Here is a 14,913-nt window from a genome sequence, read left to right as displayed (position 1 = left end):
CTGGGACGTATCATTAGAATAGCTCCTCCGGTCTTTGTTATTTGACCAGATGCTGCCTATATTTCAAGGGAGTTACGCCCATAATCTGGCTGAAAAGTTTACTGAAATACGACGGATTGGGAATGCCTACACGGTAGCCGATTTCCGATAATGGCAAGGCTGACTTGCGCAGCAAGGAGCAGGCATGCCGGATCCGGGTCGCCTGGGTATAGGCAACAATACTCGTGCCGGTCGATTCCTTAAACAGATGGGCCACATGATAAGGCGACAGATGAAGCTCGCTAGCCAGCACCTCCAGACGGAACGGTTCCATATAATGTTTCTCAATCCACCCGATGATATCTTCTACGTGATGATTATGTTTTTTCAGAAAAGCCGATTCATCGTCAGGACTTTGCTTAAGCTGATACACAAGGCTGAGCAGAAAGACGCCCATATTCTCCTCGAAATCCGCCTCTCTCATGCTGCCCATCGTTGAACCGAATTGCTTAAGCAGAGCCACCAACGGCTCGGTCTCCGCCATGGCGTTTACCGGATGAACATTCGCCTGCTGCAGCGTCAACCGCTGGAAGAACCCCTTCAAGCTAGGAAAATCGTTCAAATAGTCATGCAGCACAGCCGGCTCAAATGTCAGTACACTCCGTATAAAAGGCTCCTGCTCCGTCACCTGGATCTGAATCCGGTGCATCTGGAATGGCGGGAGTACAAGCAGCGTGCTTGGTTCAATCGAATACGATTTCCCGTCGATAATGAGGAGCCCCCTGCCCTCATGCACATAAGTAAGCTCCATTTGGGAATGGGCATGAAAGACTTCATGGAAATACTCCTTTGACGTTCTGCGATACACGTAATGAAATAAATTAGCATGAACCACCGGTTCTCCCGCCCTTTCAACATAACCGCAAGATATAAACATTTTACCGCAAAATCGAGGGACAATGAATGTCTTTTTCCATATATCCTAGAAACAATTCCACTAAAGGAGATGTAATTCACTTGAGCAGATCAGATGGCATGAATTATGCGCCGCAAGGCAAACCAAATCCGGTTGTGGCGCCCGGGGAGTTCCAATTTGCAGCCATCGCGCTGGATCACGGGCATGTCTATGGCATGTGCAACGGACTGATTGAAGCAGGCGGGGAGCTTGTTTATGTGTACGATTCCGATCCGGAGAAGGTCGACCGGTTCCTGCAGCGTTACCCTCATGTAAAAGCGGCCAATTCTGAAGAGGAGATATTTGCGGATCCCCGTATTCAGCTGGTCGCTTCTGCCGCGATTACCTCCGAACGCTGCGCGCTTGGCCTTAGGGTGATGAGGGCAGGCAAGGATTATTTTACGGATAAAGCGCCGCTTACGACCATACAGCAGCTGGAAGACGCCAAGCGGGCTGCTGCAGAAACCGGACGCAAATACATGGTTTATTACAGCGAAAGACTCCATTGCGAAGGCGCATTATTTGCCGGTCAATTGATCGAGCAAGGAGCGATCGGCCGGGTTGTGCAGGTCATGGGCTGGGGCCCTCACCGGCTCAATGCGAAGTCCAGACCGGAGTGGTTTTTCGAACGGGAAAAGTACGGAGGTATTATCTGCGATATCGGCAGCCATCAGATCGAGCAGTTTCTGTCTTATACAGGGGCCAAGGATGCAAAGGTAGTCCAGTCCCGAATCGCCAACTACCATAACAAGCAATTTCCGGAGCTGGAGGATTACGGAGACGTTATGCTGACGGGCGACAACGGTGCGGCCGCCTACTTCCGCGTGGACTGGCTGACACCGGACGGACTGAGCTCGTGGGGAGACGGCCGGACGCTTATTCTTGGAACGGATGGATATATCGAAGTCCGTAAAAATCTCGATCTTGCGCTCAATCCCGAGGGTGACCAGGTGTATATGGCCAACCAAGAGGGAGAATACCGTTTTTCCGTAAAAGGCCAGGTTGGATATCCGTTCTTCGGGCAGCTGATTCTTGATTGCATCCACCGTACGGAAAATGCGATGACACAGGAGCATGCTTTCAAGGCTGCCGAGCTTAGCGTATTAGCCCAAAATCTTGCGGTCCGCATGGAATAGGAGATGATGCTGCATGTTGAAAATTGCTATTATTGGATCCGGAGCAATCAGCACAGCCCATATTGAAGCGTATTTGAAATTCCCTGAAAGATGCCGGATTGTTGCCGTCTCGGATATTTATAAGGACAAGGCCGTGAATCGAATTGCCCAACTTCAGCTTACGGAAGCGAAGGCATACAGCGATTATAAGGAGCTGCTTAGCCAGGACATCGATCTGGTCTCGGTATGCACGCCTCCTTACACGCATGCCGAGATTGCTGTCGACTTCTTGAGGGCAGGTAAACATGTCCTGGTCGAAAAGCCAATGGCCTCTTCATTGGAAGAATGTGATGCGATGAATAAAGCGGCGGAGGAAAGCGGCAAGCTTCTGTCGATTGTCGCCCAGAACCGCTTCCGCACACCAATGATGAAGCTGAAGGCTGTGCTTGACAGCGGACTAATTGGTCCTGTAGTCCACTCGCAGGTAGATTCCTTCTGGTGGCGCGGTCATTGCTACTATGATCTGTGGTGGCGTGGAACCTGGGAGAAGGAAGGCGGCGGCTGTACGCTGAACCATGCCGTCCATCACATCGATGCGCTGCTGTGGATGATGGGCCGGCCAACCGAGCTGCAGGCCTTCATGAGCAATACCTCGCATGATAATGCGGAGGTTGAGGATCTGTCGATTGCGATGCTGAGGTTCGCCGGCGGCAGCCTTGGCCAAATTACGAGCTCCGTTGTTCATCACGGCGAGGAGCAGCAGCTTATTTTCCAAGGCAAGGGAGCCCGGATCTCCGCTCCTTGGAAGCTGGTTGCTTCCAGCTCGATGGGCAACGGCTTCCCCGCTCCGAACCCAACGCTCTCCGCCGAGATTCAAGCCTATTACGACAGCTTGCCTGAGGTTGCCTATGAAGGGCATGCCGGTCAAATTGATAACGTAATGTCGGCTATTGAGCTCGGGGAATCCTTGTTAATTGATGGACATAGCGGACGCGCAACGCTTGAGCTGATTCTCGGCATTTACAAATCGGCGAGCACGGGGGAAAAGGTGAAATTCCCGCTCGAAGCCGATGATCCGTTCTATACCCGGCAAGGCATTCAGGACACTGTTCCGCATTTCTACGAGAAAAGCGCATCGGTCGAAAATTTTCAGGACATCAAGATTACGACGGGCAGCAATCTGAAGTAAGTTTACGTAAAGGGTCGGATAAAGTTGAGCTATGAAGTAGTCGTTACTGAATAAAAAAAGATGCCAACGCAGATTTATGCGTTGGCATTTTTTTTGGCGACTTGATGATTCAAATGATCTCTTTTCTCTTATACAAATATACATATAAAATAAGTCCGGTTATTGAGCATAAGGCAGCACATAATCCAATGAAGCCATAGCCGGCTTGAAGTCCTCGAAGCAGGCTTGTAGGCGAATCCTCACCAACCATGTGTTTGACGAGCTCTGTGACTCCCCCGATGAGATAATTGCCGATCACACTGCCTAATCCCATCAGCGTTACCGTGAATGTGATCGCCGTATCACTGCCCTTTGGATATCTCTTCGCGATAAAAGCCATTACTGTCGGATAAATCATCGCAATGCCTACACCGGAAGCGGCAAACAGGAACGCGACACTTTCACCGCCTAATATGGCAACCAAGGTACATAATGCCGAAAACCCTGAGAAAATAATGAGGGATAATACAAACCCGATCCGGTCTGTTAGCGGACCAAGCAATAGCCGGGCCAGGGCGAAGCATAAGAAGAAGACAGACAACATGCCGGAAGCACTAACGGTATCCCAGCTATAAGCTTTCTCCAGGAAGTTAACGAGCCAGCCGCCGACGGCCAATTCAGATACGACTCCAAACGTAAGCACCAGCACCATCAACCATAATACCCGGTCTTTCAGCAAAGCTTTAAATGGAACGCGGTCTTCGTGTGAGATGTCATCTCCCGGAAACTTACTAAACAAAGCAATTACAATCGGAATGACGGACAATAGCAGCATCGCCAGGTACATCCCGCGCCAATCCAGCGTGTGACCGGCAATCGTCACCTTCATCAGTCCGGTTGCAAGAAGCGGGGCAACCGTTGAGCTTAAGCCGTAAAAGCCATGCGTCATATTCATCATCATTCCCGTGTTTTTCACGAAAATCCGGGCGCTTAGAATAGCAAGGCCAATCTCCAGCATCCCGTTGCCGATATACATCAGGAAATACGATGCCGAGAACATCGGGTAATAATGGGAGAAATAAAGGAGGATGCCGGATAACGCCATGGAGGCAAACGCGGCAACGGTGACCCATTTGATCCCCCATATTTTAGTCAAATAAGCGGTAAAGGAACAGGCGATCAAATACCCCAGGGCATTCAAAGATAATAACGTGCCAAGCTGGGATTCATTTAACATAAAGTCGAATTGGATGCGCGGTATTGCCGGACCTTTAATATTTTCCGAGAACCCGAAGATGACGAATCCAATAAATATGGTTGCCAGCTGCATGGCGTAAATTTTATTGAACTTGCTTACACTTTTCTCCACTATTTGTTACTCCCGACTTGTTATCTTTTCTGAGTGACCTGCAACCGGTAAGTGAGACTTTCCAGCGTAGCTGTGACAAGGCCCGTCATGTATTCCCGATGAGTGTTGTTCCGAATAATAAGCTGCGGCATATGCTCCTCCGGAATATCCTTTAAGCAGCCCGTATATAAGGCTTGAAGCTGTGACTCGCGAGGCAGCTCTCCTGTAATCGCAATGGTTACCGGGTTAATAATGGCGATGATGGAAGAGAGTGTCTTAACGGCCAGCCGGATAAAGCCTTCCTCTGTATGCAGCTCCCGCAGCTGCTCCTCGCGCGAAATGCCAAACGGCAAGAAGGATACCTCCCCGCCAAATGTGGTATTACCCGATAAGATCCGTCCGTCTACAATAAAACCGGCACCGGGAAAATGGTTCCTCGGAAACGTCACAACAGCAAACGTATTCTCTTCTTCGAAATTTTGTAGATGGTAGAAGCCGTATACCGTCATGTTCATGTCGTTCTCGATCGTAATCGGGATTTCAAATTTTTGTTCCAGATAAGGTCCTAACGGCTGCCCGGCCAGATCCGGAACATCACAAACGCCAATTACTCCAAGGTGAACGACGCCCGGGATTCCGATTCCGATCGCTTGAACATTTTCGTTGTCACTAATTAATCCCTCAATGAATCGGTCCATAACATCCATGTCAATATGAGGCAGCTCTAACGTTGTCTCGCTAATGGTCTCGCCAAGCAAATTCACGATGCTGTTGCTGATGGAATGAATGCCGCCTTCCGTCCGGACAAGAAGACAGATTATACATCCAAAGTTTGCATTGTACTTATATTGCTTGGCTGGTCTCCCGCCAGTTGGCCCGTCCGGTTCCAATTCGATGACTTCACCTATCGCAAGCAGCTCGTTAAGTATCGATCCGCAGGTGGCAACACTCAGCTTGGTCAGCGCTGCAATGGATGCTTTTGTTGCTATCCCCTGAGCTTTCAAGGCATTTTTAACCAGCTCGATATTCATCTTCTTAACCTGAATCGTATTATGCGTGTGAGACGACATGTTCTCACCCCTTATTTAAATACTTTTTAAAACTGTTTTAATAATGAGAGTATAAAGTTCAATGATGATTAAGTCAATTAGAATTAGATAAATGAATTGATAAAGAGTATAAAATGCAAAAGAAACCCAAAGTCTGATGAAAGACTTTGGGTTTCTCGTCACCTAAGCCGGTGGACAACCACCGGCCGTCTTGCTGCGAGGATTACTGAACTACGACACGAACCCGGTCGAGATTCGGAACCTTCGCGAAAGGCGTGCCGGCATCGCCCTCGCGCTGGGCGGTTGCCCGAAGTGAAGGGAAGTAAGTGCCGGGCTTGTCGTAAGTGAAGGTCATCGACACGTTCACCGTCTGTTTTGGACTTCCGAATTTTGCTGTCGTGAAGTTTCCGTTGCCTAGGAAGTCCCATTCGGTGCCCACGACCTTGCCGGCTCCCGGCGGTACCTGGATTTTGGCCTTGAAAGTGACAGTTTGGCCGGCTTTGATGTCGATCCGGTCAGATCCTTTGACCGTCAGATCGACGACGGGCTGAATGCCTTGGCGCACCGCGGCGTTAGCCGGAACGCTGATCTGATTGTCGATCATATCGTAACGGGTCGATTTTGCCGGTGCTACGCCTTTCTCAGCCCAAGCGCTTATGTCCCGCAGCGCTTGCTCGAGAATGCCCCAATAGTCTACGAGAAAGGCGTTGTGCGGAACGACATGATCCGCGTAGTCGTTATACCAGATCCGGAAGTTGTCGTTGTAGCTCTTGCCGAGGGCTGCCTTCACGCGTTGGCTGTACCAGTCGCCGTCCCAAGGGTAAGCGTCGACATCGAGCAGGTTGGTGACCACGATGACTTTGCCGTTGACCGCGCCGGTGTAGGTGCCGCCGCCGGTTACGCCGCGTGCGATGGACGGGCCTGCCTCCACGGAACGCTGCGGGTAAAGCGGCGTTCCGTCATCTGCTCTGAACTGGTCCCATGCGGAGAAGCCGGACTGCTTCGGAACCTGATGGCGATGGTAGGAGAGCAGAGCGAGGGACCACTTGTTGTCCATCCCAAGCTTGGCACCGGTGTCGATGGCATTCAGCACGTTGTCCGAGTTTGCTCCGGCGAGGGTGAATACCAACGTTGCCGGGTCCAGCGAACCGTTTAGTGCTCCGATCTTTGAGCCGTCGGCTGCGTACAGGGTAAAGTCGGGATTTGGATATTTCAGATTAGCCGGGACTTCATCGACTGACAGGCTGGTCGGTTCGTTCGCTGCATTGCGGGTGATCTGGGTAATGCTGACCTTTTGATCGACTCTGGCCGCGCGGAACAGATCGCCGAGAGCGGAATGCTCCGTGCCGAGATAGCCCGGCTTGCTCCAGAAGTCGTCGGCATAGGACGGATCGAAGGATTTAATCGCACTTCCGAAGCCCAAGAGGCCGGCAGGATCGCCCAGACCGAGGATATACCTTTTGTCCATCCAGCCCCGCAGCGGTACGCCGAGCTTCGTCACTTCCTTCAGCACAGCCCGTTCGACCTCATTGAGTCCGGCATAGGGGTCGCCGCTGCCGCCGGGACTGACCGCATCTGCGATCTGAGGTGCCTTGTCCGCAAGCACAAAGCGCGCGAAGCCCCGGATAAAAAAGTTATGCGGGATGGAGGTCGGCGTTCCCGGGATAAACGGCACGGCACCGTCCCATACGCCGGAAGCGTTCTCAATGGCGCCGATGGTCATGTAAGAGCCGCCGCTGCCTCCCCAAATGTAGCCATAGATCTTCTTCGAAGAACCGTAGTATTTCGCCGCGACCGTCTTGGAGAACTTGGCCGCCGCCGCTTCGACCCGGTAGCCGCTGCCGCCGTTTGTCTGCACCGTGTACGCTCCGCTGTCCGCGCCGAAGCTGATGATATTGTCTTCGGCGTTTTCATTGATAAGCGGGTAAACATAATGATAGAAGCGGCCCTGCCACTGGCTTTTCGGCGGGAAATAGAAGTTGAACTTCTTATCTGTCCCCTCGAAGTGGCCCGATACCTTGTGAACCGGTACCGGGTCGGTCAGAACGGTTTCACTGTCGATCACCGGTTTGTTGTACAGCGGGTCGACACAGTCGGCCGTAATCCACATCGGACCTCCGGTAACTTTTGAAGCGCATAACGGAGGCGGCGACTCCGCTGAAGCGCCCAAGCCAGGCACCAATAACGTGCTGAGCATGGCCGTAACAACAGCCAGCTTTCCGACCAACTTCGTTCGTTGGCCAACGGCCGCTGCGATGTTCGATTTCTTAAAGAACCCCATTTTCTGCCTCCCATATGTCATTTTGAGTGCGTTTTCATTATAGGTGAACAGGACAGCCGCTGATATTTAAAAAACTACAAAAACTTTAGCTTTTTTATCCTCCTAGTCCGTTCATTGTCCAATTGGGTCTTTAGCGAAAAAGAATTAGAACTAACCAAAGAAAAACAAAAGAAATTGTAGATTTTTCGAGTATATCTGGAAGCCTGGTATCTATATATTGGACATCTAGGTTCTTATAAGGAAAATGGGCTGATGAAGGAGAAGGGGATGCAATGATACAACCTGAACCGTGCAAGCTGAGTGGAGCTTATTGGATGAAACCGCCAAGGGAAGCTTACGAGCTGAAAGGGATTACACCGGATGCCAAAGAAAATCGGTTCTTCTTTTACCGGCTAGCCGTTCTTCTGGATGAGCCTGCTGCATTGCAGCTTCTATTAGTGCAAATACCCGATATCGGCTGTGGATTAATGGAGAGCCGATCGGATCCGGGCCGCTCAAGGGAGATCGATGGAGACATTATTACGAGACGATGGATGTCAGCTCCAGCCTGCGTACTGGAGTTAATGTCTTTGCCGTTCAAGTATGGTCGCTCAATACCTATCTGGTCAACGATCCGATGAAATCGGATCAGCCGCATTATTCCATGACATCTCTGCCAATCGGTCCGAGGCTGGCCGTTAGCGGAACAGGCCTGAACGCGTACGGCGAGCCATTGGCAGATTTCGCGACTGGTACGGCTGATTGGCGCGTAATGGTAGACGATGCGGTGACGTTCTATTCCGACGAAACCTATACGATTTTTATGGGCGCGATTGCCGAACGCGTGAAAGCGAATGATATCCCGGAAGGATGGAAGCTTTCGGACGAGCCGGGCGGGACATGGTTTGCGGCGGATCCCAAACCATTACGATTCAACCAGGGGATATCATTAGCACGGGTACGCCTCCGGGCGTGGGAATGGGGAAGAAGCCTCAGGTTTGGCTTAAGCCGGGCGACATTACCGAGGCGACGGTAGAGGGCATCGGCACGCTGCGAAACACTTTTGTAGGCGATCGCCATTAAATTCGTTGAAAGACATCGAGGTGTTAAGGATGAGTTGGGGAAGTAAGGTCGTTATCGTGACAGGCGCTGGCGGAGGAATTGGACGGGCGGTGGCGCGACGATTTGCCGAAGCGGGGGCGCAAGTTATCGTCGTAGGTCGTACTTCGGGTAAGGTAGAGGATGTCGCGGGCGAAATAAGAAGCAGCGGCTACCGTGCGGTTGCTATGGCTGCGGATGTCTCATCTGAAGCCGATGTCACGAGGGTCATTCAAGAAACGATTACGAGCTATGGCCGAATTGACGTCATGGTCAACAATGCTGCAGTATGTCCTCAGGTCCGGCTAACGGATATGAGTTTGGATGAGTGGAACGGCGTGATTACCAATAACCTGACCTCTATATTTCTGTTCTGCAGAGGAGTAATTCCGTTCATGCTGGAGCAAGGCGGAGGCGTTATTGTAAATGTCAGCTCCGTTCATGCCTTGGCTACCCTCGACGGCTATTCCGCTTATGCGGCTTCCAAAGCGGGAATTGTGGGGCTAACCCGAGCGATTGCACTTGATTACGCGAAGCAAAACATCCGTGCCAACACTGTATTGCCGGGCGCGGTTCATACGTCTATGCTTGAAAACAGCGTGAGGAACCTGACAACTCCTAATGGATCAATGGAACTGTTCACAGCCGATCGGCCGCGTAGGGCAGCCGGAAGAAATCGCGGCAGTCGTGATGTTCGCTGCAAGTCCCGAAAATTCGTTTATGACGGGTACGACATTGGTAGCCGATGGCGGTATGACAGCCGAATTATAAGTTTATTTATTCTTCAATTAGCAGGCCCATGTTTCTGTGCATGGGCCTGCTTCATTATTTATATATTCGTAAATAATGACGTAAAATAAAACGTTTCAAAGAAAAACTAAAGTATTTGTAGTTTTACATGATGTATCCGGGAATTGTGCCTATGTATAATTTGTACATGAAAGCGCGCGCATTCAATGAAATAGATTAGGGAGGGGTCATCCATGTTTTTGTCCAGGAAATCAAGTTTGATCTATATTGCGATCCTATGTGTTACGCTACTGGTAAGCGCTTGCGGGGGAGGCAATTCGAACTCCGGCAACGATTCCAGCACGGCTCCAAACGAAGAGGGCAATACAGATACCGCAGCGCCTTTGGGTGAAAAGATTAAGCTGACCTTGATGTTCGCCTGGCCTGGCGATACGAATGCGGAAGAAGAACAAAAGATGATCCAGGAGCGTTTCAAGGATAAATACGATATCACCTTCAAGCCTGTCGATAACAACGTAGAGAAGACGATTAAGACGACAATCTCTGCAGGCGAACCGGTCGATCTCGCTTTCTATTGGCCAGGCGCGATGGAAACGTTCGTCAATGCCGATATGGCGCTGGATTTAACGCCTTATCTGGATGCCGACCCTGAGTGGAAAAATTCCTTCATTGACGGTACGTTGGGTCTGGGGACGTACAACGGCAAAATCTATTCGGTTCCGAATACCCCTGTATACGGGCTCATGATTGCAAACAAGGATTTGCTGGTTAAAGCCGGAGTGACTCTGCCGGATCAACCTACATGGGAAGAGTTTACACAGGCGCTGTCCACCATAAAGGAAAAGCTCGGCATAACGCCTTTCGGGAACGCATGGGTAGGCTGGACACACCGGTTTTTACTTCAGACGATCTGGCCGAACGAGCAGAAGCTGAAGGAGTGGTCTGAGGGTAAAATTCCGTTCACTGACCCGGCAGTCGTGAAAGTCTTCGATGAAGTGAAGAACCTCTATGACAAGGAATTTGTGTATCCGGGTAAGGGCGCTCTGACGGCCACCTCGGATCAAGTGCTGGCAGGCTTCAAGGCGGAAAAGGTCGCGATTATGGCCTATGTGAATTTCCTCGCCGATGGAGCGATTAAAGACGCGGGTATCAAAAATCCGCAGATTCTGTCCTGGCCGCACAATGGAACGGGCTTGAAAGTAGCAGGGGCCGCAAACGGTTATATGATTCCCGCGAACGTGAAGAATCCGGAAGCATCCGTTGAGGTCTTGAAGTATTTGACGAGTTCGGAGGTTCTTCAATACCGGGTCGATCACGGTGCGCCGGTCTCGGTGAAAGACGTGAAACCAGCCGATCCGAATTCGAAGGTGGAGCTGTATGCAAGAGACGCCGGCAATCCTACAATTGCCAAAGAAATCGGCGCTCTGGATCCGAAACTCGACGATTACTACGCAAATAAGATGCCGGCTAACTACATCTTCAAAGGGAAGACTGCCCTCGAAGAGGTCGACAAATTGAGGCAGGATGCAGTCAAACAATAACAGCAGTCCATAAGTTGAACACGATAATGGGCATAAGCATTCCGTCTTATGCCCATTATTGTTCCCGTCAGGAGGAGGGCATACGATGATACGACAAGAGAAGCTTCAGTCTTTGCATACGTCGGTTCCACAACCGAAAGCACGGTCCATTCATTTCAAAACACGGGCACTCGGGATTGCGTTGTTAATCCCGGCCGCAATCTTTATTGCTTTTACGGTTCTCATTCCGGTCGTCTGGAACCTGGTCTTGTCCTTTGCGGAATGGAGTCCGTTAACGAGCATGAAGCTGGTCGGCCTTAACAACTATATTGAACTATTCCACGATCAAACGACCCTTAACGGGTTCAAATATTCCATCTTTATTGCACTTGTTTCCTCTGCGGTTGCCTTGTTGCTGGGGCTGCTGCTGGCCTTGCTGGTGTATCGTACGGGCAATCGGGAAGGGGCCGTGTTTCGGCTTATATTCTTTGCGCCGAATATGATGCCGTTTATCGTCATCGGGTTGATGTTTACCTTTATGCTCGATCCGGCTACCGGGCTTGTCAATCACATTCTCGGGCTCATCGGTCTCAAAAATTTGCAGCACGCCTGGCTGTCCGAGCCTGGTCTTGTTCTGTGGGTATTGGCCGTAGTAAGCGGCTGGAAAGGCTCTGGCGGGGTAATGATGCTGTTTTATACGGCCATTGTAACCATTCCGGCTTCCATGTTCGAGGCTGCCCGGCTGGAGGGGGCAAGCTATTTCCGCCAAATCCGTCTGATTATCCTGCCGCTCATCATGCCGACGATCCGTTTGGTCTCGATGCTGGTGCTCATCGGCTCTTTCAAAACCTATGATGTGGTCATGACGATGACGAAAGGCGGACCCGGCGATTATTCGAAAACAGTGCCGATGCAGATGCTGGATGTCGGCTTCCGATACAACGAGTTCGGATACGCCGCAGCGATCGGCGTGCTGTTCACAATCCTCGTAGGCATCGTGATGTTCATTGCGATGAAACTTGCAAGAGGTGACGTATATGAATATTAGAAGATTGGATTCGACGCTGTTCATACGCCTTGCCCTCCTTGTGATGGCGGTCGTGACGCTATATCCGGTTTTATTTATCGTCTTTACTTCTCTGAAGACATCGGAAGAGTTTTATGGGAATTTGTGGTCAATTCCGAATCAATTTCGTTTTGATAACTTTGTGGAGGCTTTTAAGACAGCCCGTCTGGGCGATTATTTGGGGAACAGCGTCGTGATTGCGATTCTCTCGTTATTCTCCAGCAGTGTGCTGGCCACTTTCGCGGCTTACTCACTGGCCAGACTGCGTGTCCCTTTTGCCGGCGCGATCGTCGGCGGCTTGTTCCTGCTGCAGATTTTGCCGGGCGAGTCCATGATTATTCCGCTGTACGTGATGATGTCGAAATTAGAGCTGTTCAAGCTCGTTTATGTTCCGATCGTCATTCCCTATCTGGGCTGGATGCTGCCGGGAACCATTGTTATTCTGTGGAATTTCTTCCGCTCGATTCCCGACGAGCTGCTCGAAGCAGCTAGAATTGACGGCAGCAGTGAATTAAATACGATGTTCAGAATTGTCTTCCCGCTCGCGGGCGGTGCCGTCGCTACCTGCACGGTGTTCAATTTCGCTTTCGTGTGGGGAGAATTGATGTGGGCGCAAATTGCTACACTGACGACGGAGAAAGGGATCCCGATTTCTGTCGGCCTCATTAATTTTCAAGGGCAATATACGACGAACTGGACCTTAATGAGCGCAGGCATGTGTATGGTTCTGATCCCGCTGATCCTGCTCTTTATTTTCCTGCAAAAGTATTTTGTCCAAGGCCTGACCGCCGGTGGTGTAAAAGGGTAGCTTGTGTAACGGAACCGATCTTGTTAATCTGATTAGGAGTCTTACTAATAAGGTTCCCGGAGCGAGGTCACCATTATCGTGAAGTTCAAAGACATGCCGGTCATCGCAAAATTGTATATTTGCATCGCGTTTTTTATTATTTTGCCCTTGATCCTGGTCGGCTTCTACTTAAATATCCGGTTTGCCGAACTGACCTTAAGCAAGGCTAGCGAAAGCGCGCTTCAAACGCTGAAGCAAACGAAACAGAATTTCGAAACGTTGGCCGCGGATACGAACGATATTTCGCTCCGTATCCTGTCCAATCAAGGGGTTCAGCAATTTATTCAAGGCGGATACTTGAGCACATCGGAATTTGAACAAGCCTATCTGGATGTCGATGCGTGGATGGATGATATCATCGGATCCAAGCCATATTACGATGCCATCCATCTGTACTCCGAGAAGGAGCTCCGCTATCAACGAGGAATCGACGTGCCGGAGATGAGCGAGACGAACAAGAGCTATGCCTCGGAGCTGCAAGGGAAAGGCTTCTGGGTCACTGCTCCGCACGAGCTCTCCTTTTATCGGGCGATTATGGACTTTGGCAAGCTGGGGAGAACGATCGGGTACGAGAAATTTACGATCAATGAAGAATTGTTATACGACTTTTACAAAAACATCAATTCGGTTGCCGGTTCCCAAATCTTCCTGATCGATCAGACCGGGTTGGTCCTGTCATCGTCAGTAAGGGACCTGATCGGCGACCGGATCGGAGTGGTTGAACCGATTCAACGGGCGCTTCGGCTGAAAGAGGATTTTTTTAAGATTGAAATTGAAGGCGAGAAGCTTATTATTCTTTTCTATACGATTAAGGACATGAACTTGACGCTTGTACAGTCGATCCCGGAGAGCTCGTTCTCGACGTTAAAAACGACCGTCAATACCGTCTTGCTCGTTGTCTTTTCGTTATGCATCCTGTTCGGCATTCTGTTCTCTCTCGTTCAGTACAAGTACTTGCTTAAGCCCTTGCAGAAGCTTCGGAAGGAGATGGCGAAGCTCAAGACAGGCAATTTCAATATTTCGCTGGACATTGACTCCAGGGATGAAATCGGCGAAATCGGTAACGGCTTTCTTCGGATGACCGAGCAATTGAAGGACACGATTAATGATGTCTATATAGGCAAAATCAAGCAAAGGGAAGCGGAAATCACTGCGCTGCAGTCTCAAATCAATCCCCATTTTTTATACAATACGCTGGATTCCATTCATTGGCTGGCCGTGAAAAGGAAAAACTATGACGTAAGCGAGCAGATCGAAGCGCTGGCGGAAATTTTCAGACATGTTCTCAATAATGGCGAGCCGCTCGTGACCGTTCGCCAGGAGCTCGATTTTCTGGAAAGTTACATGTTCCTCCAGCAACGTAAGTATGGCGATCGCATCAAGCTTCATATGGAGGCGGACCCGGATCTGATGAGCTGCCGAATGCCGAAGCTGGTGCTGCAGCCTTTGGTCGAAAATGCGATCCTTCACGGATTGGAGCAAATCGTGGAGGGCGGCCATATCGAGGTGGAAATAGCCAAGGCTGCGGAAGGGATCCGGTTTATGGTATCCGATAACGGAGCGGGCACGGACGAAATGATCATTCGTCAAATGATGGAGAGCGACCATGAAGCGAAACACGTATTCGCGCTCAAAAACATCGATGACCGGATCAAATTGAGCTACGGACAAGGATTCGGCCTCACTTTCAGAAGCAAGATCGGGATCGGTACCAGAGTGGAGGTACTCATCCCTCAAATCGATTAACGAATGGCAGGT

General features: G+C 50.5%; 13 protein-coding genes. 9 read left to right on the top strand and 4 right to left on the bottom strand.

Annotated features, from left to right (window positions below):
- Positions 1-37 precede the first annotated feature (37 nt).
- Entirely contained in the window at positions 38-874 is an 837-nt protein-coding gene (locus KP806_RS12400; RefSeq protein ID WP_224723986.1) for a helix-turn-helix domain-containing protein, read from the bottom strand.
- Positions 875-996: 122 nt separating this feature from the next.
- On the opposite strand from KP806_RS12400, the gene KP806_RS12395 reads away from it, so the two are divergent.
- Together KP806_RS12395 and KP806_RS12390 are read left to right on the top strand one after the other, a co-directional pair.
- Entirely contained in the window at positions 997-2,070 is a 1,074-nt protein-coding gene (locus KP806_RS12395) for a Gfo/Idh/MocA family protein (RefSeq protein WP_224723985.1), read from the top strand.
- A 13-nt stretch (positions 2,071-2,083) separates the two neighbouring features.
- Positions 2,084-3,238: a Gfo/Idh/MocA family protein gene (locus KP806_RS12390; RefSeq protein WP_224723984.1), complete on the top strand. Its 1,155-nt coding sequence runs from the start codon at positions 2,084-2,086 to the stop codon at positions 3,236-3,238.
- A gap of 109 nt (positions 3,239-3,347) precedes the next feature.
- On the opposite strand, the gene KP806_RS12385 is transcribed toward KP806_RS12390, so the two are convergent.
- The 3 genes from KP806_RS12385 to KP806_RS12375 form a co-directional block, all read right to left on the bottom strand.
- Positions 3,348-4,547 (bottom strand): MFS transporter, encoded by a 1,200-nt coding sequence (locus tag KP806_RS12385; protein ID WP_224724033.1) that lies wholly within the window; start codon positions 4,545-4,547, stop codon positions 3,348-3,350.
- 59 nt (positions 4,548-4,606) lie between these two features.
- Entirely contained in the window at positions 4,607-5,635 is a 1,029-nt protein-coding gene (locus KP806_RS12380) for an ROK family protein (protein WP_224723976.1), read from the bottom strand.
- A gap of 202 nt (positions 5,636-5,837) precedes the next feature.
- Positions 5,838-7,895, bottom strand: a complete 2,058-nt coding sequence (locus tag KP806_RS12375; protein WP_224723974.1) for a PKD domain-containing protein — start codon at positions 7,893-7,895, stop codon at positions 5,838-5,840.
- A gap of 272 nt (positions 7,896-8,167) precedes the next feature.
- Here KP806_RS12375 and KP806_RS12370 point away from each other — a divergent pair, with 272 nt between their 5' ends.
- The 7 genes from KP806_RS12370 to KP806_RS12340 all read left to right on the top strand — a co-directional run bounded on the left by KP806_RS12370 (position 8,168) and on the right by KP806_RS12340 (position 14,901).
- Entirely contained in the window at positions 8,168-8,515 is a 348-nt protein-coding gene (locus KP806_RS12370) for a hypothetical protein (protein ID WP_224723972.1), read from the top strand.
- Positions 8,516-8,744: 229 nt separating this feature from the next.
- Complete coding sequence (locus KP806_RS12365; RefSeq protein ID WP_318153594.1) at positions 8,745-8,957, top strand: fumarylacetoacetate hydrolase family protein; 213 nt, start codon at positions 8,745-8,747, stop codon at positions 8,955-8,957.
- Between the two features lie 29 nt (positions 8,958-8,986).
- Positions 8,987-9,832 (top strand): SDR family NAD(P)-dependent oxidoreductase, encoded by an 846-nt coding sequence (locus KP806_RS12360; RefSeq protein ID WP_263575670.1) that lies wholly within the window; start codon positions 8,987-8,989, stop codon positions 9,830-9,832.
- A gap of 123 nt (positions 9,833-9,955) precedes the next feature.
- Positions 9,956-11,263: an ABC transporter substrate-binding protein gene (locus tag KP806_RS12355; protein WP_224723970.1), complete on the top strand. Its 1,308-nt coding sequence runs from the start codon at positions 9,956-9,958 to the stop codon at positions 11,261-11,263.
- Between the two features lie 85 nt (positions 11,264-11,348).
- On the top strand, positions 11,349-12,290 hold the full coding sequence (locus KP806_RS12350; RefSeq protein WP_224723968.1) for a carbohydrate ABC transporter permease: 942 nt from the start codon (positions 11,349-11,351) through the stop codon (positions 12,288-12,290).
- Positions 12,280-13,116, top strand: coding sequence for a carbohydrate ABC transporter permease (locus KP806_RS12345; RefSeq protein WP_224723961.1), 837 nt, complete (start codon positions 12,280-12,282; stop codon positions 13,114-13,116). Before KP806_RS12350 ends, KP806_RS12345 begins: the two co-directional genes overlap by 11 nt.
- 78 nt (positions 13,117-13,194) lie before the next feature.
- On the top strand, positions 13,195-14,901 hold the full coding sequence (locus tag KP806_RS12340) for a sensor histidine kinase (RefSeq protein ID WP_224723959.1): 1,707 nt from the start codon (positions 13,195-13,197) through the stop codon (positions 14,899-14,901).
- The last annotated feature ends 12 nt before the right edge of the window (positions 14,902-14,913 follow it).

The sequence above is a fragment of the Paenibacillus vietnamensis genome (assembly GCF_020169515.1).
Taxonomy (GTDB): domain Bacteria; phylum Bacillota; class Bacilli; order Paenibacillales; family Paenibacillaceae; genus Pristimantibacillus; species Pristimantibacillus vietnamensis.
Note: the sequence above shows the minus strand (reverse complement) of the source record. Positions and strands in the feature narration are given on the sequence as shown.